Source organism: Drancourtella massiliensis (genome assembly GCF_016900655.1).
Lineage (GTDB): Bacteria > Bacillota > Clostridia > Lachnospirales > Lachnospiraceae > Sellimonas > Sellimonas catena.
This window is the reverse complement of sequence record NZ_JACJKH010000037.1, coordinates 1-20798: the sequence shown is the minus strand read 5'-3', so window position 1 is coordinate 20798 and position 20798 is coordinate 1. Positions and strand designations below refer to the sequence as shown.

Annotated in this window: 24 protein-coding genes and 1 pseudogene; 4 read left to right on the top strand and 21 right to left on the bottom strand. The window is 49.8% G+C overall.

The genetic code is table 11. The features are described from left to right. Positions 1 to 64: 64 nt before the first annotated feature. The 12 genes from H6A32_RS14785 to H6A32_RS14730 all read right to left on the bottom strand — a co-directional run bounded on the left by H6A32_RS14785 (position 65) and on the right by H6A32_RS14730 (position 6950). Positions 65 to 304 (bottom strand): Arm DNA-binding domain-containing protein, encoded by a 240-nt coding sequence (locus tag H6A32_RS14785; RefSeq protein WP_243424953.1) that lies wholly within the window; start codon positions 302 to 304, stop codon positions 65 to 67. A gap of 3 nt (positions 305 to 307) precedes the next feature. Beyond that, positions 308 to 544: a helix-turn-helix domain-containing protein gene (locus tag H6A32_RS14780; protein ID WP_087150695.1), complete on the bottom strand. Its 237-nt coding sequence runs from the start codon at positions 542 to 544 to the stop codon at positions 308 to 310. Positions 545 to 945: 401 nt separating this feature from the next. Further along, the gene (locus H6A32_RS14775; RefSeq protein ID WP_087150696.1) at positions 946 to 1197 is read right to left on the bottom strand and encodes a helix-turn-helix domain-containing protein; all 252 of its coding nucleotides are present in this window, start codon (positions 1195 to 1197) and stop codon (positions 946 to 948) included. Beyond that, positions 1178 to 1618 (bottom strand): RNA polymerase sigma factor, encoded by a 441-nt coding sequence (locus H6A32_RS14770; protein WP_009270761.1) that lies wholly within the window; start codon positions 1616 to 1618, stop codon positions 1178 to 1180. Before H6A32_RS14770 ends, H6A32_RS14775 begins: the two co-directional genes overlap by 20 nt. A 456-nt stretch (positions 1619 to 2074) precedes the next feature. Further along, positions 2075 to 2482 carry a hypothetical protein gene (locus H6A32_RS14765; RefSeq protein WP_087150697.1) on the bottom strand — a complete coding sequence of 136 codons (408 nt, stop codon included), beginning with the start codon at positions 2480 to 2482 and terminating at the stop codon, positions 2075 to 2077. Beyond that, positions 2469 to 3149 carry an ABC transporter ATP-binding protein gene (locus H6A32_RS14760; protein WP_087150698.1) on the bottom strand — a complete coding sequence of 227 codons (681 nt, stop codon included), beginning with the start codon at positions 3147 to 3149 and terminating at the stop codon, positions 2469 to 2471. The genes H6A32_RS14765 and H6A32_RS14760 overlap by 14 nt, the downstream gene beginning before the upstream one ends. After that, positions 3136 to 4398, bottom strand: coding sequence for an FtsX-like permease family protein (locus tag H6A32_RS14755; protein WP_087150699.1), 1263 nt, complete (start codon positions 4396 to 4398; stop codon positions 3136 to 3138). The genes H6A32_RS14760 and H6A32_RS14755 overlap by 14 nt, the downstream gene beginning before the upstream one ends. After that, the gene (locus tag H6A32_RS14750) at positions 4399 to 4929 is read right to left on the bottom strand and encodes an FtsX-like permease family protein (RefSeq protein WP_087150700.1); all 531 of its coding nucleotides are present in this window, start codon (positions 4927 to 4929) and stop codon (positions 4399 to 4401) included. 108 nt (positions 4930 to 5037) lie between these two features. After that, a complete protein-coding gene (locus tag H6A32_RS14745) occupies positions 5038 to 5700 on the bottom strand; it encodes a zf-HC2 domain-containing protein (RefSeq protein WP_087150701.1) in 663 nt (220 codons plus the stop codon). Further along, the gene (locus tag H6A32_RS14740; protein ID WP_087150702.1) at positions 5697 to 6170 is read right to left on the bottom strand and encodes an RNA polymerase sigma factor; all 474 of its coding nucleotides are present in this window, start codon (positions 6168 to 6170) and stop codon (positions 5697 to 5699) included. Before H6A32_RS14740 ends, H6A32_RS14745 begins: the two co-directional genes overlap by 4 nt. A gap of 35 nt (positions 6171 to 6205) precedes the next feature. After that, entirely contained in the window at positions 6206 to 6724 is a 519-nt protein-coding gene (locus H6A32_RS14735; RefSeq protein ID WP_087150703.1) for a DUF6518 family protein, read from the bottom strand. Positions 6725 to 6776: 52 nt separating this feature from the next. Next, entirely contained in the window at positions 6777 to 6950 is a 174-nt protein-coding gene (locus H6A32_RS14730) for a helix-turn-helix domain-containing protein (protein ID WP_087150704.1), read from the bottom strand. Positions 6951 to 7123: 173 nt separating this feature from the next. On the opposite strand from H6A32_RS14730, the gene H6A32_RS14725 reads away from it, so the two are divergent. From H6A32_RS14725 to H6A32_RS14710, 4 genes are all read left to right on the top strand, one after another. Continuing rightward, on the top strand, positions 7124 to 7474 hold the full coding sequence (locus tag H6A32_RS14725) for a helix-turn-helix transcriptional regulator (protein WP_072853024.1): 351 nt from the start codon (positions 7124 to 7126) through the stop codon (positions 7472 to 7474). A 246-nt stretch (positions 7475 to 7720) separates the two neighbouring features. Continuing rightward, positions 7721 to 8050: a plasmid mobilization protein gene (locus H6A32_RS14720; RefSeq protein WP_087150793.1), complete on the top strand. Its 330-nt coding sequence runs from the start codon at positions 7721 to 7723 to the stop codon at positions 8048 to 8050. After that, positions 8011 to 9348 (top strand): relaxase/mobilization nuclease domain-containing protein, encoded by a 1338-nt coding sequence (locus tag H6A32_RS14715; protein ID WP_087150705.1) that lies wholly within the window; start codon positions 8011 to 8013, stop codon positions 9346 to 9348. Before H6A32_RS14720 ends, H6A32_RS14715 begins: the two co-directional genes overlap by 40 nt. Before the next feature lies 1 nt (position 9349). Next, entirely contained in the window at positions 9350 to 9601 is a 252-nt protein-coding gene (locus H6A32_RS14710; protein WP_087150706.1) for a hypothetical protein, read from the top strand. Between the two features lie 153 nt (positions 9602 to 9754). Here H6A32_RS14710 and H6A32_RS14705 read toward each other — a convergent pair whose 3' ends face one another. The 9 genes and pseudogenes from H6A32_RS14705 to H6A32_RS14665 form a co-directional block, all read right to left on the bottom strand. Beyond that, positions 9755 to 10141 carry a cysteine-rich VLP domain-containing protein gene (locus H6A32_RS14705; RefSeq protein WP_087150707.1) on the bottom strand — a complete coding sequence of 129 codons (387 nt, stop codon included), beginning with the start codon at positions 10139 to 10141 and terminating at the stop codon, positions 9755 to 9757. Next, on the bottom strand, positions 10138 to 10350 hold the full coding sequence (locus tag H6A32_RS14700) for a transposon-transfer assisting family protein (protein WP_085929481.1): 213 nt from the start codon (positions 10348 to 10350) through the stop codon (positions 10138 to 10140). Before H6A32_RS14700 ends, H6A32_RS14705 begins: the two co-directional genes overlap by 4 nt. After that, positions 10347 to 14084, bottom strand: a complete 3738-nt coding sequence (locus H6A32_RS14695) for a YodL domain-containing protein (RefSeq protein WP_087150708.1) — start codon at positions 14082 to 14084, stop codon at positions 10347 to 10349. The genes H6A32_RS14700 and H6A32_RS14695 overlap by 4 nt, the downstream gene beginning before the upstream one ends. A gap of 118 nt (positions 14085 to 14202) precedes the next feature. Then, positions 14203 to 16320 (bottom strand): DNA topoisomerase 3, encoded by a 2118-nt coding sequence (locus H6A32_RS14690; protein WP_087150709.1) that lies wholly within the window; start codon positions 16318 to 16320, stop codon positions 14203 to 14205. Next, the gene (locus H6A32_RS14685) at positions 16317 to 17036 is read right to left on the bottom strand and encodes a DUF4366 domain-containing protein (RefSeq protein ID WP_087150710.1); all 720 of its coding nucleotides are present in this window, start codon (positions 17034 to 17036) and stop codon (positions 16317 to 16319) included. Before H6A32_RS14685 ends, H6A32_RS14690 begins: the two co-directional genes overlap by 4 nt. Further along, positions 17026 to 17289, bottom strand: coding sequence for a DUF4315 family protein (locus tag H6A32_RS14680; RefSeq protein WP_087150711.1), 264 nt, complete (start codon positions 17287 to 17289; stop codon positions 17026 to 17028). The genes H6A32_RS14685 and H6A32_RS14680 overlap by 11 nt, the downstream gene beginning before the upstream one ends. 27 nt (positions 17290 to 17316) lie before the next feature. Further along, positions 17317 to 19317 (bottom strand): CHAP domain-containing protein, encoded by a 2001-nt coding sequence (locus H6A32_RS14675; RefSeq protein ID WP_087150794.1) that lies wholly within the window; start codon positions 19315 to 19317, stop codon positions 17317 to 17319. Positions 19318 to 19355: 38 nt separating this feature from the next. Then, complete coding sequence (locus H6A32_RS14670; protein ID WP_087150712.1) at positions 19356 to 20306, bottom strand: DNA-methyltransferase; 951 nt, start codon at positions 20304 to 20306, stop codon at positions 19356 to 19358. Beyond that, positions 20303 to 20686: pseudogene (locus tag H6A32_RS14665) on the bottom strand (VirB4-like conjugal transfer ATPase, CD1110 family); the annotation flags it as partial. The gene H6A32_RS14670 and the pseudogene H6A32_RS14665, both read right to left, overlap by 4 nt. Positions 20687 to 20798 lie beyond the last annotated feature (112 nt).

The following is a 20798-nucleotide window of genomic DNA, read 5'->3' as shown; positions in this document are numbered from 1 at the left end:
GTACTTTGTATTCATGGTCATATTTACGTGCCACTTTGAATGCCTCCTTATTCTCTTGGTTTTATTATGAAATCCTTGAGAATAAGCTGTCAACTTTTTTTATACCACACCAGAGCTTCGTTTTTATCTCCGCTTCATGTTGCGCCGCTTCTTTTTTGGTGGCAAAGCCCTTTTTGGCATAGGTTTTCTTTTTGCCGTCCGGGGCTATGTACTTTATATTCACGTCATACACTGTACCCGGTCGCCCGGTCAGTATGCCGTTACTGTCGCGTTTATTTTTAACTTGTCGTGTAGAGATTGCCATAGCTTACCCCCCTTGTTTTGCCGGGGGATTGACTGCTGTTTTGGCTCGTTCGTACCAATCCCAAATAGCAGCGTCGGCAATCAGCCTACGGTTTCCATTCTGTATATATTCAAGCTCTCCGCTGTCCATAAGCTCGCGCAGCTTATTTTCTCCAATACCGCTAACCTTGCTCATTTGCTCAACGGTTTTAAGCATGGGAAGCAAGGGGGCGGTCTGGCTTGCGGTTTCCTTTTTTGCCATAAGAAAAACCCCCTTTCGTAAAATGGCTAAAAAGTACAATACGAAAATGGGCTTTTCATCGGACGGCTGCTGGCAACAGCTCCACGGGAGTTTCACCCCGTCCCATGCTTGTGGGTGCGCCGCGCAATGCTGTGAGGGCGTTCAACGCGGGAGTATCATTGTCCTGCCTGTACGGTCGTCGCCCGCAAGCTGCCACGCTTGCTTTGCGGCGCGGTGTTGTTCGCTCTGCTTTTCCCTTACGGGGAAAAGCGGTCATGGCGCACCCGCCGTCCGGCTCGGTACAGGGAGAATGTGTCCGATCTTGCCCTATGCTGCGCCGCCACTAATTTGCGCCGCTTTCTTTGTCAAGGAGCAAACAGGGCAGATTTACGCAAAGCGGAAAGGGGTTAAACGCTTCGCGTTTACTTATCTGCCTTAAAAGATAGGACAGCCCGCATGAGCTTTGATTGCAGCCGTTCCCGCAAGTCCTCGTCTACTCCGTAGTAGGTATTGCCGCGCTCGTCGCGGATTTTTCGGATAGACAGGTGGGCTATGTAGCTTTGGTAGTGCTGCATAACAATGCTCATGGCTTCCGGGTCGCCCTTTGTCGCGGCTAAAATGACCGGGTAGGGCAATAAGCCGCGCTCGTCGGTGTTACAATTCGTCCCATTCATCGGCGCGTTCCTCCAAGTATCGTTTTAGCAGTTCAAAAGAGCTTGTCCGGCGGTACTGTACTGTGCTGCGGGGTACTTTCATCAGCTCCGCGATCTCAACATCTGTCATGTCGAAAAAGTAGTACAGCAGTACGGCTTGACGTTTTTCGTCCGGCAGGGAGTGCAGAGCTTCGGCAAGCAGTTTCGCGGTGATCTTCAAGCCACCCGCACAAAAGGCTTCTTCGTCCTCGTTGACAAAATATCTGTCAACGGTATAAAGCTGCTTTTCTTCTTGCGGGGTAAGGTCTGCAAAGCTCACTTCGTGCCGCTTGCGGCTTTTGCGTTCCCGGCAAGCGTCAATCAGTTCGTTGCGTAACGTGCGTTTGCAGTACGCATTAAACTCACATCTCGTTTGCCATTCAAACCGAGCAGGGTAATCCATGTTCTCACCCCCTCTCGTTCCCGGGGGCGGGTTATTTATCCCCTTTCGGCTGCCTTCCACGGACGTGCCGTGTCTATGCCAAATGGAAAAGCAAAGTTTTTGAAAAAACTTTTGCGAACAGCAAAATGCGCCCGCCCGCAAGACGCGGACGAGCGCAAAGGAAATGTAAGCAGTAATTAAATGTATTGGCAGTTCATACTCATAGCCGGAATATCCCGCTGGTGGGTAATGGCTTTTTTTGACAGTAAAGCGTTAGGCGGGTTACAGTAAATGAAAATGGACACGGCGATACCTCCAAGATACCGCCGTATCCTTAAAAAAGGGCGACTTTAATACACCCCCCGTATTCTCATTTTTTGAAAAAGAAAACGGCGGCTGAAAAATTATTTTCCAACCGCCGCTTTGCATTAGCCGCTAAAACAGCGGTTAGTGAATAAACTGCCCGATTATCTACTATTATCGCGTTAATACTTCTACTACAACATCACCTTTGGTTTCGGGAACAATAGTGATCGAAAAGCAAGCGGTTTCCGTTGTATTTGCAGGAATGTTTATTTTATCATTACATGGAGCAGAGGAATTGACGATATACATTGTTTCTTCCGCGTTCTCATAGGTAAGACGGATTTCTATTGTCCCACTTTCACAAGTTGCGTCCACTTTGAATTGATAGTCTGTATCGGCTTCAAGTGTAATCGTCTTTTCATACTCACTATATTCTTCCTCATATTCTTCGGGGATAAAGTGATATTCAAAACTTCGTAAAGAAGTGAATTCGTCGGCTTCACTGTCATTACAGGCCGTAAGAGCAAAGATAAGGCAAATAGCAAGTAAATAAACTCCGATTTTTTTATATTTCTTCATCACTTAAAATCCTCCCGTCTTGAATGGTAATTAGTCTTTTGGCGTATGACGCAACATTTTTATCGTGTGTGATAAGAATGACAGTCTTTCCCATGTTGTTTAATTCCGAAAATACTCGCATAATTTCATTTCCCGTCTTGCTGTCTAATGCGCCTGTTGGCTCGTCCGCAAGTATTGTTTCGGCTCCGCATACAATCGCCCTTGCGATTGCTACTCGTTGCTTCTGACCGCCGGATATATTCGACGGTTTCTTTTTGGCTAAATTAGATATGCCTACAAGTTCCAATGCAGATAAGACCCTTTTCTTCCGTTCAGCTTTTGATAGCGGCTGCTTTATCAATGGGACTTCTACATTTTCCAATACGGTATAATCCCCGATAAGGGCAAAGTTTTGAAAGACAAATGATATTTTTTTGCCGCGAATGGAAGATAAGCGTTTTTCCTTTGCACCCCCTAAATCTTCGTTATCAAGCAAATATGTACCACTGGTAGGAACGTCCATGCAGCCTATAATGTTTAATAATGTTGTCTTGCCGGAGCCTGAAGCCCCCATTATCGCTACAAACTCACCAGTGCCTATTTTTAAGCTGATATTTTTCAAAGCCGGAGTAATAATTTCATCACTCCTGTATTCTTTTGTTATGTCTTTTAATTCAATCGTTGCCATTTGTATCTCCTCCTATCAACTCGCAAGGCTGATACTTCAATAATTTTGTTATAGGAATTAACGCTGCAATTCCCGTCAAAATAAAAATAACTACAATACAGATTGGAAGCGTGTATCTGATATGCGCTGTTAGCAAAACAGTTTTGAATAGATCTGTACTTCGAGCAAACTCTATCCATTTCATTCCCCAAGCAAAAATACCCGAACAGAAAATGATGATGAATATTTCAATAGCTATTTCAGCCGCTATATCGGAGAGAGTAAAGCCGTTTGCAATCCAAATGCCATATTGTTTTTTCTTCAATAAAGCATTGGTAGTAAATACTGCAACAACGGAACTAATTGCCATAATAGAAATAAAAATCGCAAGTATCATTTGCCGTATAGTAAATGTTGCTGTTTCTGACTGATATACTTTATATTCGTCCGATAAAAGCATAGCCGACGCTTCAAATCCATGTTGTAACGGATATGTAGAAATCTGCTCTTTAAGAAAATTTATATCCGCACTATCGGAAAGGAGTATATAGGTGTTATGCAAAGAAGAAAGCTGCGTCATAATATCATTACGGCTTTGCTCCGTAAAAGGAGCAATAAACCAGCCTTTTAATGAAATCAAGGGAAAGCGGATTAAATCATCTTCTTCAACCCATTTTGCACCTGTGGGAATATATCCAACAATTTCGTACTGATCTCCTGTGCGCTCATCGGTAAGTATCTGCCCCTCTGATAAAATATCCTTGAATATTTCGCTTACATAGAGAGGAAGCAAACCGCTTGTAGTAGTTGCATATTCTGTAATACCGCCTTTGATAAATGACAACATTTCTTCGTCGATACTCAATAGCTGTGATATTCCCGGATAATTTTCGTATTTTTGACCTTTTAATAACTCACCATTGATTGCTCTATATTCGTCCATGTTTTCGAGTTCGGAAAAATACATACCTGTTGCGTCAAACTGACCTACTGCTTGTACGCCCGGAAGTTCTTTGATATAGTCAAGATATTGCCGGATCACATTTGCAAACTCCGGGCTTTCTTCTGTATATTGGTAATCCAAGTGCAATACCTGTTCCATATCAACGCCTATATTGCTTTCAAATATTTTTTGCTGATAAGCTGCGCTGGTCGCATTTGTGATAGCAGATAGAACCGTCTGCATAGCAATAACACATACAAGTAATATCAATATTGAAAAAAACTTCTTTTTTCTAATTTCCTTGATAGATAATCTTAAAAGTTTCATTTACGAAATCACCTCCGCTGGGTGTATTTTCAAAATGCGAATAACGGGAATGATAACGGAAATCACCAATGTAAAAAGCAAGAGCAGAAGCGTACCACATAGGAAAAAAGGTGTTATATGAATGGATATGATACCCTCTGTCATGCGTGAAAACACCTCAATTAAAAGAAACCCTATGCAAAGGCTGACAAGCAATATTTCTGCCATTTCTGATACCACCGCGCAAATGAGGTTATAATTTGACCAGCCGAACGCTTTACGGATTGCCATGTCTCGACGCTTCGTAATAATCCAATAGTTTGTAACCACAAGGCAATTCGCAATAGAAAACAGATAAATTGAGAGTGCAAGGGAAATCCCTGTGTTTTGCATGGTATTAAATATGGGGATTTCTTGGTCGGCTTCTGCTAAAGACGTTAGAATATCATTGATTGCGCTAATGCCAACCAATACGGACATTATGGAAATGGAAAAGCCTATTGCTAATAAGATTGTGGTAGGGCGGCACTTCCGCTTTAATTTCTGAAACATAGTAAACCTCTCTTTCCTCTTTTCTCTATGACTACGCAACTTGCAATTCGTTACAAAAAAAGTGGCGCACTTTTTTGTGCGCCACTTTCCAATCTCTGATATGAACTACTATTTGCTCCAAAGCAAAACGGAATTGTCAATTATTTTCTGCAAATCACCTATATCCATGCTTTCTATTCCTGTATAATCCCCTGTATAGTAAAACACACGGTCAATGCGTTCTGCACCCTTATTAGCAGCACATAACACATATTCGGAAAATACATCATCGTTTGTAAGAATATCGTCCCACTTTGTTCCCGACAGATAGAAGAACAAATAGGTGTCTTTCTGCCCGTTATTCTCGATTTCCACTTGCTTTATTTTAAGGTAATTTGCTTGATTGCCTTGTAATCTGCCGATCAAGCTGTCGTCTACCATTGATACAGAGATATTATCCTCATAGGAAATTACCTGCTCGGATTTTTTCAAAAGGCCGACAATCGAAAAAGATACGACCGCAAATATGGCAAATGCAAGTACAACAACAAATATTTGCTTTTTGCGTATTTTTCTTTTTATCGAGCGAAAAGACGCTGCTTTTTTCATTTCCAACTCGGCATTTTGTGGAGCCGCAAAGATTTCATCTGCTTCACAAAGAGAATTGTAGTAGTCCTTACAAGAAGAACATTCCGACAAATGAGCTTCAATAATTTTGTTGCTTTCTTCGCTGCAAACCCCGTCATGGTATAGGGGCAACAAGTCCTGTATCAAACTACAAGGATATTTCATTTTATGCCCTCCTTAATCTTTAATTTTGCTCTATGATAAGTCACCCTCGCCCAGCTTTCAGATTTTCCAAAAAGGCTTCCGATCTCTGCAAAGGAGAGTTCACCAAAAGTACGCATCCAAAATACCTCTTTATAGGGATCGTCTAACCGATGAAGCAATCTGTGAAGTTCAAAAGCAGTTTCTTTATTGAGTAATTGCTGCTCTATGTTTTCAGTAACCGGGATAGTATCTAAAGGATAGTCAGCTTGTCTTTGTTGCCGTTTGACCTCTGTATAAAATGTATTTTTTGCAATCTGGCAAAGCCAAACACTTAATCTACATTCTCCGCGAAAAGTGCCAATATTTTTTAGAGCCTTAAAGAAAGCCTCTTGAGTGAGTTCCTCTGCCCATGCCTCGTCTTTGCAAAGGGAAAGTGTATATTGAAATACTGTATCGAAGTATTCCGAATATATCTTTTCAAAGTCTTTCACTTCACCACCTCGCTTTCTTTATCTTTTTGATAGCCTTAATTTTTGAATAAGATGAAGCCTGTTAATACTGCAAATAGAATGTCTGATACTCTGATTTTATCAAACAGTACGATTGAAGCCACAAGCATTACTATAATAATTCCAATAGAGATTATCCTTGAAACCCAGCTTTTCCCTTTCGAGTACCAAACGCAAAATCCCATAAGCGGAGAAAATAAAGCGAATATCGTCCACCCATAAACAAAGGTGAGTGAATAAACGCTTGCCGTCATTTCTGCTGTTATGTAATAGGTTAATAACATTCCCATGCAAAAACCAAATACATTAACCGCAGCTCTTATAGCGGAATTGCTATATACGGAAATCAATGTGCAAAGAAAAATCCAAACAGATACTTGCGAAAAAATATTTCCGAGATTAGTAGTATAAATATCGAGCAGCTTAATCAATGCTCCCGTCATTAGTCCTAAACAGGTAATAATGGCAGTATGGAGAATTGCTTTGGATAGAGGAATAGGCTGCCCGGATTTTCTGATATGACTAAATAGGCTCATTTGCACTCTCCTTTCTTTTAAGACTAACGATATTGAAAAACGTTACAATCATTTATAAGATATTCTTTCTTCTTCCGTCAATCGGCTTCTCCGCGTCTTTGGGTATCAGCCAAACCCGGCTGAACTTTACCGCGCCGGGTATGCGCTCGCCCTCGCAAAGTTTCTGTACCCGCCTTTCGGAAATGCCCCATTTTGCCGCTGCTTCCGCGCAAGATATATATTCCATACAAGCACCCGTCCTTTCTGCTTAAAACCTACCATGATATATTATATACGGTCGAGCGAATAATAGCAATAGGCAAAGCGTGAATAATAGGAAGTATTTAAACCAATGCTATGAATTATGTAGACATATCCAAAAGGAAAGGTGAACAGTAGAATGTAATAGGGTGAATAAAAATGGCGAAACGACCTGTACCATTGTACGATTTTAAGGCTTTCGGGGCAGCCATAAAAGCCGCGAGAAAAGAATACGGCGAGAGCCGGAAAAAGGTAAGCGACGAGTTATATATTTCCCCGCGCTACCTTGCGAATATCGAGAACAAGGGGCAACAGCCGAGTTTACAGGTGTTCTATGACCTTGTAACCCGGTATCATATTTCGGTAGATCAATTTTTCTTTCCGAACAGCGACGCGGAGAAATCCACCAATCGTCGGCAGCTTGACGCGCTGCTGGACGGTATGAGCGATAAGGGCATACGGATTGTAACCGCAACGGCAAGGGAAATTACGGAAGTCGAAAAAGAGTAAGCACAAAGCAAAACAGGAAAAAGGACGCTATGGAAACGCATTGTTTCTATGGCGTTTTTCTTTTTCTGCGGAAGTGTTCGGCAAATCTGCGCTTTCATCGTGGGAGAATACGAAAAGATGAATAGCAAGCATAGGAAAGGGGTACCCTTTCCGTATTTTCGCCCCCTGCGCCCTGCGGCGCGGCGGCTGAAAATTGCTTGTTGGGAAGTGTCCCAAACCCTCTTTGCAGGGAGAAAGGAGCGCGGCATGAGCGGCAGGAAACGGACGGTGCAAATCAAATTCAGAGTAACCGAGGAAGAACGGGCGTTGATTGAGCAGAAAATGAAGCTCGTCCCCACCCGGAACATGGAAAGCTATCTGCGGAAAATGGCAATCGACGGGTACATCATTCAGATAGACCATAGCGACATAAAGGCTATGACAGCAGAGATACAGAAAATCGGGGTCAATATCAATCAGATAGCGCGGCGCGTCAATGCGACGGGCAGCGTCTATAAAGAGGACATAGAGGAAATCAAGGGGGTGCTTGCGGAGATATGGCGGTTACAAAGATTAAACCTGTTAAAAGCACGTTGAGCAAAGCCCTTGACTATATCCAAAACCCGGACAAGACGGACGGGAAAATGCTTGTGTCCTCTTTCGGCTGCTCCTATGAAACGGCGGACATTGAGTTTGCCTTTACCTTGTCGCAAGCGTTGGATAAGGGAAACAACCTCGCCCACCACTTGATACAATCCTTTGAGCCGGGGGAAGTCGATTACGAAAAAGCCCATGAGATCGGGCGGCAGCTTGCCGACGCGGTAACAAAGGGGCAGCATGAATACGTCCTTACGACGCATATTGACAAGGGGCATATCCATAACCATATCATTTTTTGCGCGGTCAACTTTGTAGACCACCACAAGTACGTTTCCAATAAGCGCACCTATTACGGCATACGCAACATCAGCGACAGGCTGTGCCGGGAAAACGGCTTGTCGGTAGTCGTGCCGGAGAAAGGCAGCAAGGGGAAAAATTATGCCGCGTACCACAAGGAGAAATCCGCAAAGGCAAAATTGAAGATTGCCATTGATACGCTTATCCCGCAAGTAAACAGTTTCGAGGAATTGCTATCCCGTCTGCAAGGGTTGGGCTATGAGATAAAGCGCGGAAAATATGTGTCCTGCCTTGTGCCGGGACAGGAACGGTTTACCCGCTTAAAGACTATCGGCGCAGACTACACCGAGGACGCAATCAAGGAACGGATAGAGGGCAAGCATACCCGCGCTGCAAAAGTCCCGCAAGCAGATCGGGGCGTGTCGCTGCTCATTGACATTGAAAACAGTATCAAAGCGGCGCAGAGCCGGGGCTATGAACAATGGGCGAAAATCCACAATCTGAAACAGGCAGCAAAGACGTATAACTTCCTCACAACACACGGGATTGAACAGTACGGGGATTTGACCACCAAGATCGCAGAAGTCCAGGCGGCAAGCGGACAGGCAGCAGAAGCATTAAAGGACGTGGAAGCAAGACTTTCCGATATGGCGGTGCTTATCAAGAATATTACCACCTACCAAAAGACAAAGCCCTCCTATGACGCTTACCGCAGGGCAAAGGATAGGGGCAGCTACCGGGCAGCCCATGAGCGCGATATAATCCTGTATGAAGCGGCAGTAAAGGCAATCAAGGGGGCGGGTATTTCCAAACTTCCCGATATTGCCGCGCTGCAAACAGAGTACGCCAAGTTGCAAGAGCGTAAAGAAGCCCTATACGCCGACTATGGCAAGCTGAAAAAACAGGTTAAAGAATACGACGTTATCAAGCGAAACATTGACAGCATTTTGCGGCAGCCAAGAGAGCCGGAACAGGAGAAAGGAAAGGAACGGGAATAAAATGAAAATCGTTGATATTACGGCGTGTATCAGAGTAACAAAAGAAAATGATATGTACGGCATGGAATATTATATCGACATAGGGAGCAAAGTGAAAATTACATTCACGGACGGGAAAACCCTTGTAGGATATGTGCAGCGTATTGACTATGGACGCTACATCAGAGAAACCGACTTGCTTGTCTTAAAGACAGAGGACAATACCTTTATCGGCGCAATGCCATATTACATAGCGGATATAGAAGTTTTATAAAACAGAAAAAGCCGGGACGCGGCAGCCGATTGTGTGGCCACCGCGCCCCGGTTTTCTATGGGTGTAGGAAAAGGCGTTACGCAGTAGAACGCCATTTTTGAGGGAAAAGGTATAAAGCCCTTACCCTATGGAAAAGCGGCTGTCAGAGCCGCGCTATACAAGGCTTTTTGCGCCCCTATCGCGTAACAGGGAGCGCATTTTTCGCATACGCTCGGCGGCTTGTCTGCGGGTGATCCGCTTGCGGCACTCCGGGCAGTATTTGACGCTGTTTGAGCTGGACGCAAAGGACGCGCCGCACTCGATACAACGTCTTTTGTCCTCGGTGTTCATCAGCTCCGCATACAGGAGCTTGTCGGCGGGAAGTACCGCGACGCGAAACCATTTGCAAAGCAGCGAATAGGAAATGAGCTGCGGACAAACGCACTCGTCCCCGTCGTCCAGCAAAAGGCAGTTACCGTCTACGCAGTTGCAACACTCCCGTTTTACAAGGGCATTGACTTTCCGGCTTTGCGGCGGCGTCAGCCGCTTCACCGCATTCATGCTTCATCGGCGGCATAGACAGCAAGCCCCGCGTATTCTTCATCGGTCAAAGCGTCCACTTTGGAAAGGGTGCGCTTTGCAAGCTCCCGCATATCCGCGTCCATATCGGGCAGCGCGGCGGTCATGTTCTCCATAAGCTGCGCCTTGCCGCCCTCGTGGTAAATGCTCATAAGGTTTGTTTCTTCAACGGTAAACTGTACCATACTCATACCTCCAATTCGTGATTTTTCGCCTTTACGGTCTTTTTCTGCGCCGCCCGTTCCTTTTCAGCTCGAAGCTGCGCCCGGATAGAGGGCTTTTCCTGCTTTGCGCCGCCGCGCTCTTTCTCCGCTTTGATTGCGGCAGCATAGTCCGCAAGGGAGATCGGCTCGCCCGCCTTTGCTTTTTGCTCCAGCTCTCCGGCGGTGGGCGTCTGCGGCGTATTATTGATAAGCCCGTCAAAAGCGTTGTCGTTCTGCTCTACGGTGTCCTCGATGTGCTTTAAGGGATTGACCTTTTCTGGCTGCTCGGCGGGAATAGCAAAAGCCCGCGTCCCATTCCCCATAATCAGATACTTGCCGTCCTCGGATTGATGATGAAGCCCGTACCCGGCGGCTTCCATTTGCTCGCGGCTCATGGCGGTTACATAGAAAGTCCCCCTCGGCGTTTTCACGGTTTCGCCCGTTTCCAGCTCGTCGGGGGTAAGCTGTCGCTCCTGCTCCTTGAAAAACTCCGGCACTTCCCGATAGCCGATACTGTCTACATAATGGGCGGCGTCCCTGCCGTCCCGATGAAGCACCACAATATCAGAAACGGAAAGGCTATGTCCCTTGAAGTCGGCGGGGTGGTCGATATTAAAGCGTGTGTAAATATCTTCAAGGGAAGTGTCCGGCGCAAGGGGCGCGGTATAGATCAGCTCATAATTTGCCCGGTCTACGGCTTGTCCCGCCGCTTGTAGACGGTCATAAGGCTCAAAGCGCAAGTCCCTTGTTTCGTCCCCGCGCTTTAACTGATAAATGGAAAAGGTATCTTTATCCTGTCCGGCTTCCTGTGCCTTTGCGTAAAGCTCTTTCACTTCGCCCTGCGTCAGCTCCCCGGCGTTGAGCTGCGCCATCAGCTCGCGGCACTTCTCCGGCGTACCGATATACAGCACGTCCCCGATCTGCGCTTTCCCGTCCTCCTGCGGGATATATGCCTGCAAAAAGCAAAGGTTTTCCCGGCTGTCGCTGCGCGGGTTTGTGTGTACCTTGTAAATCGGCTCCGGCGCGGGTGCCTCCTGTGAAGCTGCCTTTTGCTGCCGGATATGCGCCCGTAAAAGCTCCGAGGGTCTTTCCCCGGAAAGGGGCAAAATGGCTTTGATGTAGTCTGCGGAACGGTATGCGTTATCGGTAAGCTGCCGTTGCCATGCTTCGGCTTTGGGCGACCACCGAAAACCGTTTGACTTTAATTCTTCCCGCGTGGCGGCGTCCGGCTTTTCTTCAAAGAGGATTTGCAGACGGTTTGCTTCGGCGTTGGCTTCCACCTTGCCGCCCTCAAATTCCCAGCCGACATAGCCGATTTCCCGTTGCTGCGAAAGGGATTTGATACGCTCTTTCACACGCCGGATTTCTGCACTGTTGTTGGATAACGCCCATGTTGGATAGGGCTTATCCTCGATATGCCACTGGCTTGCCATATCCGCTTTCATTTTCTCGATACTCTCCGCTGATAAATGGGGGCAGCCGTCAAGAGTTTTATGCTTGCGGTAATAAGCGTTTACCGCTTTCATGGTTTCCTGTGCTTTCTCCAAGCCCGCAAGTTTCTTTTCCAGCTTTTGAACCGCCTGCGGGTCGTCCGCGCTGATACCGCCCATGCCGGTACTGCGGATTTTATCGAGTAAGCCTTGAATGTCCTGCCACTCCCGGTAGTTGGTATCGCGGGCGGCGTTCTGCTTTTCCTTTTTACGGACAGGGAAATTAGAGCCGCCCGCAATCAGAATAGAGGGAACGCGGGCGTCGATCTCAAATCCCTTGTTCATATTCGCCGCAAGTTTCCGGGCGTAGGTATCAAGCAGACTGTCGATTTTCTCATGGTACATCGGGTCTACCCGCGCTTTCTGCCGCTCGGCAAGCTGTACGGCCTCCTCTACATAGCTGCGGTATTCTGCCGTTGCACTACCGGGCTTGTAGTCGGAATAGCTGTTCATTTCCTTTGCGCGGCGGGCGGCAGCTTCGTTGATCGGATAGTATTTCACGGCGGGCGGCTCCGCTTCCCGCGGGGCGGCTTCCTGCGGCGTCGCCTGTTCCGGCTGTTCCTGTGCGGGCTGCAGCTCCGGCGTGATAGGCTGCGCTTCCTGTTCCTGCTCCTGTACGGCGGCTTTCTCTTGCTGGATTTCAGCAAAATGCCCGTCAATGGTTTCAATCAGCTTTGCGGCGGTGCTGCGGATTGTTTCAAGAGAGCCTTTCAACTCCGAAAGCTCCTTGCCGCTGCTCCACCCGGCGACATATCCGAAAGAATAGTCGGACGTGTCAAGCCCGTAGTGCTGGCAGACGGCGTAAGCGACGCTTTCCGCCTGTACCTCGCGGGTACGGCGGTCGGGGCGCGTAGGGTCGTCCGGGGCGGTGTCGTGCATAGTCGCATGGGATATTTCGTGAATTGCCGTTTTAATGTTCTGTAATTCACTCATGCCCTCATGGATTGCAATACGGTTTTCTTCATAATAACAGCGTCCTTTTGCGCCGCCGTCCAGCGTTTCAAAGGCAATGGCAAAGGGGGAAGTCCGTTCAAGGGCTGCGAAAAAGTCCCGGTACTGCTCCACATCACCCGTCAGCTCGGAAACAGAGAGGTCTGGCAGCTCCTTTCCCTCGGTTTGCGATACGTCAAAGACAGATACCACTTTGTAGGCGGGTATGGTAATTTCCTGCGTTTCCATGACAGGCTTTCCGTCCGCGCCGATCACGGGCATTTTCGTGTCCGGGTCGATTTTCTCCCGTTCCTTTTTAACTTTGTACGGGGCGGGGGCAAGTATCTTGATTGCCTTTTCTCCGGGCTTCACATGGCGGTCAAACTCCTTTTCCCATTGACGGTAGCCCTTTACCAAATTGCCGCCCTGCATGGCAATCAAGAGGGTGTTGTTCAAGCTGTAATTGTGAAACTTTGACATGGTACGCAAATATTCCGCGTACCGCTCGCTTTCAAACACGCCCATAATGCCCTGTTCCAGACGGTCGGTAATCTCTTTCATCTTGTCGGCGGGATTGTCCGCCGTAAGGATAAGGGGGATAACCGGGCGCGGCTCGGCGGCGGGCGGCATAGTAGCCGCCGCGTCAAAGTCTGTCCGTTCTGTTTCGCCGCGCTCCGGCTGCGGGTAGCTCATAATGCGGTATTCTTTGGGTATGTCGCTTTCGCGCCCGTTGTACCACTCGGAAAAGGTGTTTTTGTTGTTATAGATATAGCCCTGTTCGGTAAATCTGCCCCCGTCGTTGATAGCGGCGTCCCGCCCGTATTCCTCATACATGAAATACCGCTTTGCTTCTTCCGGCAGCTCCAATTCGTCCAGCTCGTCGATCAGATAGTAGCCGTAATCTTCTTCGTTTTGGACGGTGGGATAAATCCAATAGCAGTCAAGGTTTTGTGCAAGGTTGATAAGGTCTTTGAGATTTCCGGCATACTCGCCCAGCGTAACCGCCGCCGCAAACTTCGCTTTATCCTCGTCGCGCTGCATTTCAAGCAGCTTTCCAAGATAATTCAGCTCGTCTATGCTGCCGCTTTGGATAACGGAAAGCGGCACGTCAAAGGGGCATTGTTCGGTATTTGCAAAGCCGCCCACAAATAAATCCTGCGGGTTTTCTGCGGTAACGCCAATATTCCTCATAGCGTCGTGAAGCTGCTCCGTAGTGGCGGGCATAGGCAGCCACGCGCCGTCCGTCTGTCCGGCTTCAAGGCGGCTATGGTTTCCAAGTAAGATAGAAAATTGTTCGCTCATTCGGTCGCTCCTTTCGTTTCAGATTTTCAAGAGGGTTTGGGACACTTCCCAACAAGCAAAATCCCCGCAATCGTCGGCAGACGAAAACGGGGATTTTTACGGAAAGGGTACCCCTTTCCTATGCTTGCTGCGTAACTTCTCTGTCCCTCTGGATTGCAATTCGGTAGTTGACGTACTTCCCGCCCGTATCGACTAACAGGATAGTGCCGTCGTAGGTTTTCCCCGTTTTCGGGGAGTACAGCTTTTTGACTTTCGCTTTCCCGTCTTTCAAGAGGGCGGCGGCAATCTTCGGGGAAAAGGTTACTTTCCGTTCCTCAAAAAATCGGTCATTTTTCCACATGATAAAAGCGCAATCCCTGTTCGAGCAGTAGTAGTTTTTCCTGCCCTCGTAGATGTCCGCGCCGCAACGGGGACACTTGCCGATCACCGGCTTTTCCTCTTTGAAACGCTCCTTTTCCTTGTCGGAAAGAAAAGGATAGGTGTTTACCAGCTCCCGCGTCATGGTTTCAATGCCCGTCATAAAACTGTCCGGGTCGGCATTGCCCTTTGCAATCTGCGTCAGATTGTTTTCCCAATCGGCGGTAAGCTGCGGGGAAGTAAGTACCTCCGGCAGGACGCAGACAAGCTCAATCCCGCTTTTGGTCGGAATGAGCTGCTTTCCCTTGCGCTCCACAAAGCCGCCCTTTACCAGCTTTTCAATGATAGCGGCGCGGGTGGCGGGCGTCCCAAGCCCCCGGCGTTCCGCGTCCGGGTCGGTTTCCTCATTCCCGGCGCGTTCCATAGCAGAAAGCAGCGACGCTTCGTTATGGGGCTTCGGCGGCGTCGTGAAATGCTCCGTAACCGCCACTTGCGGGTTGTCAAAGGTCTGCCCCTCGGCAAAGGGCGGCACGTCCAGCGAAAGGGCGTTTTCCTCGTCGTCCTCGGTATCGGCTTTCTTTTTCAGCGTCGCCATAAAGCGGCGTTCAAAGCCTTTCCACCCCTCGGCAAGCACCGTCTTTCCCTTTGCGGTAAACTCCTGTCCCGCGCAGGAGAAAACCGCCGTAACCGCTTCAAAGATATGCGGCGCGGCGCAAGCCATTAAAAGACGCGCCCCTGCAAGGGTAAGGATATTGCGCTCGCTTTCCGGCAGCGCAGCAAGGTCGGCTTTCGCAAGCTCCATTGTAGGGATAATCGCGTGGTGGTCGGACACCTTCTTGCTATCCAGCAAACGGGAGATTTCCGGCGTGAAGTCTGCGCCCTGCATAAAGGGCAGCTTTCCGGCAAGTAGGGCGGCGATCTGCGCCGCCGTACCGCCCATGTCGTCGGTAAGATAGCTGCTGTCCGTTCTCGGATAGGTAAGCAGCTTCTTTTCGTACAGGGTTTGCGCCAAATCAAGGGTCTGCTTTGCGGTATAGCCGTAAATGCGGTTTGCTTCCCGCTGCAAGCTGGTAAGGTCAAAGAGTTTCGGCGGGGCAACGGTTTTCTCCTCGCGGGTAACGGAAGTACAAATCGCCTGTGCCGCTTCGCAAGCGGCTTTCAAATTCCCGGCTTCGTCTGCGGCGTGGATCTTCGCGCTTGCGGCTTCCACGCCGCAGAGGGACAAGCGCACATGGTAGTATTTTTCTTTCTTAAAGGTGGTAATGGCGGCGTCCCGGTCTACAAGCATTTTGAGCGTCGGGGTCTGGACGCGCCCCACATTCAGCGTCTTTCCATACAGGCAGGAGAACAGGCGGGTCATATTGATACCGATAATCCAATCGGCTTTTGCCCTGCAAAGGGCAGAGGAATAAAGGGGGTCGTACTCTTTCCCGTCTTTGAGGGACGCAAAGCCCGCCTTGATTGCGCTTTCTTCCATAGAGGAAATCCAAAGGCGGCGCATGGGCTTTTTACAGCCCGCCACATCATAGACGAAACGGAAAATGAGTTCTCCCTCGCGTCCTGCGTCGCAAGCGTTGACGACTTCAGAAACGTCGGCGCGGTGCATGAGGTCTTTTAGGATTTTGAATTGCTTTCCCTTATCGCTGGCAACAGCGTACTGCCATTCCTGCGGTAGAATGGGTAAGCTGTCATAACCCCATTTCCTGTACTGCTCGCCATAGGCGGCAGCTTCCGCAAGCTGTACCAAATGCCCCACGCACCAGGAAACAAGGTAGCCGCTTCCTGCGATATACCCGTCCTTTTTCTCTTTTGCGCCCAGCGCGGCGGCTATCGTCGCCGCCACGCTCGGCTTTTCAGCTATGATAAGTGTTTCACTCATACGGTTTCGTCCTCCTGTTCGTCGGCTGCTGCGCCGTCGGGCAGCTCGCCGTCCGCTTCTTCGTCCTCGTCGTAGTCGTCAAAATCGTATTCATCGAGATTGTCATTTCCCTTTGCCGCGTCCTTTTTCGGCTTTAAGACTTTGAAATAATAGAACGCTGCGCCGCCACCTCCGGCAAGGATAAGGACGATCAGCAGAATACCGCCGATGTTACCCTGCGTTTCTTCTTCCGGCTGTTCGGGTTCCTCCGGCTCGGCTTCCTTGCCCGTACAGTCGCCCAGATTGACAGAGCAGACGGGGCAAGCGGTATTGACGGCTCCGGCTTCGCATTTATCCGTACAGTTGCAGACGGCGGGCGTTTCTTCCGTCTGCCCGTCCTCGTCCTCCATAAGAGCCATAAGGTCGGCTTCGTCTACTTGATTGAGGAAATGGACGGTGTTTTCGCCCTCGTCGTCCCGGTCGATGATGATATAGAAATAGTTGCCGCTTTTGGTGGTAACGGTAATGAGCTGCTTGTTGCCGCCGTAATCGTCCACAAGGGTAGCGTTCCCGTCCGGGGTAAGGGGCGGCGTGTCCTCGGTTTCTTCCACGACAACGCCCGTGTCGTTGGTGGCGTCGTTCTCCGGCGTCTGTGCAAAGGCGGTAACAGAAAAGCCGCCCATGAGCATAAGGGCGGCACAAAGCGCGGTCAAAGTCCTTTTGATTTTATTCTTCATTCGCTGCGTCCTCCTGTTCTTCGGCGTAACCGTCTGCGGGGAGAGCCGCCATACCGGGAATTGCGTCGCCGGACAGCATGGCGGTAAGCTCCTGCGGGGTAAGGCGCATAGCCCGCACAAGCTGGACGATTTGCAGGTTTTCCGCTTCGGTTTTCTGTGCGGTAAGCTCTTTGAGCTTGTTCTGATACTCGGTGATCTTCTCGCGGGTCTTTTGGATTTCCCGGTCAAGACGTTCAATTTTGTTCATAGCCATAGATAAAATTCTCCTTTCTTCGGTGGGTCAGTCCCAATTCATCAGCCCATACCCTTTGATACATTCATAGGTAAGGGCATAGCTCTTGATTTTACAGGCGTCGCCGGAATTTCCCTCGACAGTATAAATGCGGCTTCCGTCTGTACCGATCACAATGCCTACATGGTCTGCGCTGCCGTCTAAATCCCAATCGAAAAAGATAGCGTCGCCGGGGGCGATATTCTCATAATCCCTCGCACCCCATTGTCCCCGCGATTGAAACCACGGGACGCCCTGCGATTGACAGCCGGAAAAGCGCGGCTCGCTTGCGCCCGCCTGATTGTAGCACCAGCTCACGAAACAGGCACACCACTCCACGCGGGAATTGAAGCCGTACCAGCTCCAATAGGGATAGCCGCCCACATTCCCGACTTGCCGCTTTGCAAGGTCTACAAGGGCGGTATTGCCGGGGCGGGTACCGTTTACGAACTGTACCCCGCTTATGTCCTCGGACGGGCTTCCGTCGGGAGAGCCGCCGCCGAAAATAAGCGGCTTGTTGCCGCTCGTTTCCATATAGACGCGGAACATTTCAAGCTGCTCGTCGTTTAACAGCTCCGGCGCAAGGGACGTGATCGGGCGGGTTTCCAGCTTGACGTTGAGGATATAGTAGTTGTAGGGTACCTCTACGGTGTAGCTGTTGCCCTCGCTGTCCGTCCTCGTTTCGGTGCGGTAGCGTACCTCCACTTCCTCGGTCAGCGTGAGGGTGTATTGCATATCAAAGATACGCTCGATTTCTGCCTGTGCGCTCTGCGGGGTGTAGCTTTGCAAAAGCGCGGTCAGATAGGACGCTAATTCGTGGGGGTTATGCCCGATAGCGTCAAGGTCGTAGCGGTATTCATCGTAGCCGGGGTGGGTGCTTTCGATGTTGTCAATCTCGGCTTGCAGCTCGTTTTCCATAGCGGCGTAGTTGTTTTCCACCGCCACAAGGTCGCTGTCCTCCGACGTGTAGGAAGTCCCCACAACGCCGTTGACCGCGCCGGAAAACATAGAGGAACAAGAGGACAGCCCCGCAAAAATGATGATGAACAAAAGCAGCGCGGCAATCGCAATCAGTACGCCTACCGGGTGCCTTGCCACAAAGAGCGCGGCTTTCCTTGTTTCCTCGGCGGTTTTCTTTGCAGCCTTGCGGGTGCTTTCCGCCGCTTTTTTCGCGGTAGCTGCGCCGCCTTTCCTTACCGCTTTTGCATATTCCCGCTTGATTTTCTGCTTCTGCATGAAACGGGAAAGGGGGTTGCTGCGAAGCTGCGGGTTATCGTGCAGGGCTTTGTGATAGTAAAAGTTGGCGTTTGCCTTTGCCGCCGCTTTTTCCGCTTGCGCCGCCTTGCGGTAAGGTTTCAGCTTGTGGCTACGGTAGCCCTCTTTGACCTTTCGGACACCGTATTTTCCCATGCGCTCGGCGGCTTCCTCGGATTTGTGCGCCCCCTCAACGCCGGAATTGTCTTTCTCCACGGAATGTATCTTGTTATGGACGAAAATCCCGGCTTCCTGCGCGGGGCGGGATAAGGGATTGCGCTTGCCCTCGAAGCTCGGCGGCGTTTCCTGCTTGTCAAATTGCAGCCGCGATTTCTTCTTTGGGGGAAGTGCCGCCCGCGCTGCGTCCAAACGGTCGGCGGCTTTGTCCGATTTCTTGATGTACTTTTCCAGCTCCGGCGTTGCCCGTTCCTCGTCGGTAAATTGCAGACGGGACGGCTGCGCCTTTGACGCTGCCGCTTCCTGCGCTCGCCGGACAGCTTTTTTCGAGGCTTTCCGGGTCTGTCCCGCGCCGATATGCTCCATGACGCGCTCGGCGGCTGCGTCCTGCGGCTTTGAAAAATGCTCCGGCGCATGGGGCAAAGGAGAGGACGTGGAAAGCGCCCCTTGAAGCTGCGCCGCGTCCTGTGCGGCTTGCTGCTCCGGCGTTTTCTGAAAATCCGCGTCCTGTATGCGCTTGCTGATAAGCTCGCTTTCGCCCGTGGTCTGGTTTTGCTCGGTCAGCCCGTCGCGGCTCATTTTCTGCGTGATTTTGTCGCGGGACTTCATCGGGTCTTTCAAGTGCTTTCACCTCCAATCCGCGCCCTCGCAAGGGCGCAATATTCAATGTTAATCTCAATGCCGATATAATGACGGTCAAGGTCTTTCGCCGCTTTGCCCGTAGTACCGCTTCCAAAGAACGGGTCTATCACAATGCCGCCTTTCGGACAGCCCGCCAAAATACAGGTTTCCGCCAACTTCGGCGGGAACGCGGCAAAATGCCCGCCCTTGTATGGGACGGTGTTAATCAGCCATATATCCCGCTTGTTCCGCATGGTGGGGATCAGCGCGTCGTCGTAGTAGCCGCCTTTCCTCGCTTTGTTGATCCCCTGCACTTTACCCTGTCCGGGGACTTCCTCGGCGTATTTGTGTCCGGCTGCGCGTCCCTGCCTGTACCGCGCCGCCGTCGTGGGGGCTATCGGCTCGGCTATGGCGGCAGCGTCATAGAAATACTGCTTTGACTTTGCAAGCAGGAAAATGTGTTCATAGCAACGGCTCGGACGGTCTTTGCAGCTTTCGGGCATGGGATTTTCTTTCTGCCAAATGATGTCGCTGCGTAAATACCACCCGTCCGCTCGCAGAGCAAACGCCAACAGCCACGGAATACCGATTAAATCTTTTTGCTTGCAATTCGGGGCGCGGCGGTTAAGGGAAAGGCTTTGCCCGTTCCTGCCCTTTGGATTTTTCGGGTCGGCATAGCCGCCTTTGCTGCCGGTGCCGCAGTAGGTGTCTGCGATATTCAGCCAAAAGGTGCCGTCCGGGCGCAATACCCGTTTCAGCTCATGGAATACGGCGACAAGCCGATCAATGTACTGCTCCGGCGTGTCCTCGCGTCCGATCTGCGCGTCAAGCCCGTAGTCCCGCAGGGCATAATAGGGCGGGCTGGTAACGCAACAATGGACGCTTTCATCGGGCAACTCCTGTAGGGCGCAGAGTGCGTCCCTGTTGATGATTACGTCCGTTTTCATGCGTCGCCCACTTCCTCCGGCTTCGTCGTCATTACGCGGTAAAGCTCGGTATCTTTCGGGAAACGGTCTATAAAGGGCAGTACCACGTTGCCGTAGAAGATAAGCCCCTCGCCCGCTTCGGTGTGGGTAACGTACTTCATCTGCTGTGGGGAAATGTTGAGCTGCTTTGCAAGGATAGCCCGGTCGCCCTGCGCCTGATTGAGCATGAGGACAAAATCGCTGTTTTCAAAGATGTTTTCCACTTCGCGGCTTGCCAAGAGGTCTTTGACGTTCTGCGTGATAGCGGTCGGTATGCCGCCCCATTTCCTAAATCTTTTCCAAATCTCGACGGAATAGGCTGCCGTCTGTTCCTCTTTCAAGAGCAAGTGAAACTCGTCCATTGGTGTGGTATAAAAAAAGTTGACAGCTTATTCTCAAGGATTTCATAATAAAACCAAGAGAATAAGGAGGCATTCAAAGTGGCACGTAAATATGACCATGAATACAAAGTAC